This window comes from Candidatus Gracilibacteria bacterium (assembly GCA_010119145.1).
GTDB lineage: Bacteria > Patescibacteriota > Gracilibacteria > BD1-5 > UBA6164 > JAACSU01.
In genome coordinates this window covers 1-2,448 of record JAACSU010000020.1, presented here as the reverse complement: position 1 = coordinate 2,448, position 2,448 = coordinate 1, and the positions used below count along the sequence as shown (strand labels likewise).

Sequence of the window (2,448 nt, the reverse complement as noted above, 5' to 3'; positions counted from 1 at the left end):
AATCGAGTGATCTTTTTTCTTTAATACCTCCAATTCTTTTTTCGGTAATTTTTGCAAAAACAAAACCGAAGCCTTAACGCCTGCGCCATAAGGAATAAAGGTTTCTGGAGGCAAAGAAACAACCGCCAAAATTCTGGCATTATCTCTTATCCACTGCCGAATATAACTTAAAGATGAATTCGTTAAATCCCCGTCAGGTAAAACAATTGCCATTCGTCCCCCATCTTTCAAGAATTGCAAACAGCGTTCAATAAAGAGAATGTCTGGCACTTGACCACCCTTACCATTTCCTTGACTTAAAACCTTCTCTGGAACCATTTTCCACTTGTTTTTTTCTTTATCCCTAACCCATTTATGTCCAAGATCAAAATGGTCCAAAATTTCTCGTCTAGTAATTTTTCCTCTAGTACCAAAGGGTGGATTTGTTACTACAATATCAAATTTCTCTGGTAGAACTTTACGAGAAGAAGTATTACTAATTACAGAAAAGTCCTCTAAGGAATTTTCAGAAAATATACCCGTATGACCATCGTCATTCAAAACCATATACATCTTAGAAACTCGGGCCAAATCCGGATTAAAATCTATACCGAAAACAAAATTATTACCATAAGTTCGGATGGCATCGGTGATATCAAATTCATTAAGGTCAGGACGATTTTTTCTGAAGCACTCTCTAATAAAATTTAAAGCCGTAACTAAAAACCCTCCACTACCACAAGCAGGATCTAAGATTAATTCATGTTCTTTTGGAGCTAATATTTCTATAGCCATTTTCAAAATTGGATAAGGAGTGAAAAATTCTCCTCTTTCTCCTCTTAAATGGGAGTGAACAAATGTTTGGAAGGCAACTCCTTTTATTTCTGCTCTAGTTTTTTTAGTAAAATCGTATTTCTGAAGCTGACTAACAACATAAGCAAGGGTATGAATTTTGAGTAAGATTTTCTCTCCACCAAAAATATCAGGGTAAGCAACAACCACTCTTCTAAAAAGTTCCTCAGTCCGTTTTTGAAATTCTTCGCCACCTCCTTCCTCTACTTCTCTTAATTCTTTGGTAGTAATCCTAAATTCGCAATCTGCGCTGGTTGATTTTTCATCTATCATTTTCACGAAAATTAATTTTACTACCTCATTAAAAACTTTATCTTTTAGGTACCCTTCATTGGCATAAATATAATTATGACAAGCCTCAAAAACTGTTTTTAAATCTTCGGCAGCAACTAAATCTCTTTTTTTATAAAGACCGACGTCTGCCAAAGTTTTTCCGTATGGTGGAATATCTGGTGCTGAAAGATAACGATGGGGTTTATGAGTTTTTTCTATATAAGCAGGTGCATCTTTACCATTAAACCAAACCCCATATTCTGCTGTAGTATTTGAAAGATAGGTTTCTAATTGATCAAGGCCATCTTTTCTATCTTTCTTTTTACATTCAACAATAATATAGGCATTTTCTTCTGGTCGGAAATTTTTATCATTATGAAAGACTACTATATCCGCCTTTTTCTTTGTTTCTGTTTGGCCAGATTTTATAGAAACTTCTTTTTTAATATGACTTTTGGGATATTTATACTCCTTTATCAGTTTCTTAATAAAAAGTTGGCGTACCTCCTCTTCGGGTGTCCATTTTATCGGTTCTCCAGAAAGAATGTCTTTAAATATTTTTTCACCAGCTGTTTTTTCTTTATCTAAAATTGGTCGTGAATTTTGATTATTCATAAGAATAGCCTTTTAATTGTAATAATTCTTTATCTTTCATTGATTTATAATCTTGATTACCAATAACTATATGGTCTAAAATTGTAATACCCATTATTTCGCCTGCGTCTATTAGTTGTTTAGTAATGTCAATATCGTCTTTACTCGGTATCGCATCACCTGAGGGGTGATTGTGAATTAAAATTATTGAGTTAGCTAAAGCTTGGATTGCTTCTTTAAAAATTTCTCTCGGATGAACTAAATTAGCATTTAAACTACCAATTGAAATTTCACTAATTTTGATTAAATTATTTCGTGAATCTAATGATAAAATCAGAAAGTACTCTTTCTTTTTGTCTTTAAGTTTTGGTTTAACTAATTTTACTGCATCTTCTGCAGTTTTTATAAATATTTTTTCTCCAACCTCGACTTCACTTCTTTTAGCCAATTCAAAAGCAGCTTTAATTTGAGCTGCTTTTGCTAAACCAATACCGCGAACTTGGGATAATTCTTCGAGTGAAGCTTCGGAGATCGCCTTCACATTGCCAAAAGTACTTAAAAGTCGTTGAACTGTAACCATCACCGATTCTCCAGCAATTCCGCGACCCAAAATTAAAGCTAAAAGTTCCTGGGCAGAAAGTGCTTCGGCACCGAATTTCTGCAGTCGTTCTCGTGGCCGTTCGGAAGGTGGTAAATCTCGAATAGTGAAAGATTTTGTCATATTGCTTTATTTTATCACAATTTTTTATC

Annotated in this window: 2 protein-coding genes; both read right to left on the bottom strand. The window is 34.0% G+C overall.

Going from position 1 to position 2,448, the window contains the following annotated elements; genetic code table 25:
- The coding region (locus GW846_06385; protein ID NDK10372.1) for an N-6 DNA methylase at positions 1-1,719 on the bottom strand (1,719 nt) is incomplete at its 3' end.
- Positions 1,712-2,419 carry a JAB domain-containing protein gene (locus GW846_06380; protein ID NDK10371.1) on the bottom strand — a complete coding sequence of 236 codons (708 nt, stop codon included), beginning with the start codon at positions 2,417-2,419 and terminating at the stop codon, positions 1,712-1,714. The genes GW846_06380 and GW846_06385, both read right to left, overlap by 8 nt.
- Between the last annotated feature and the right edge of the window lie 29 nt (positions 2,420-2,448).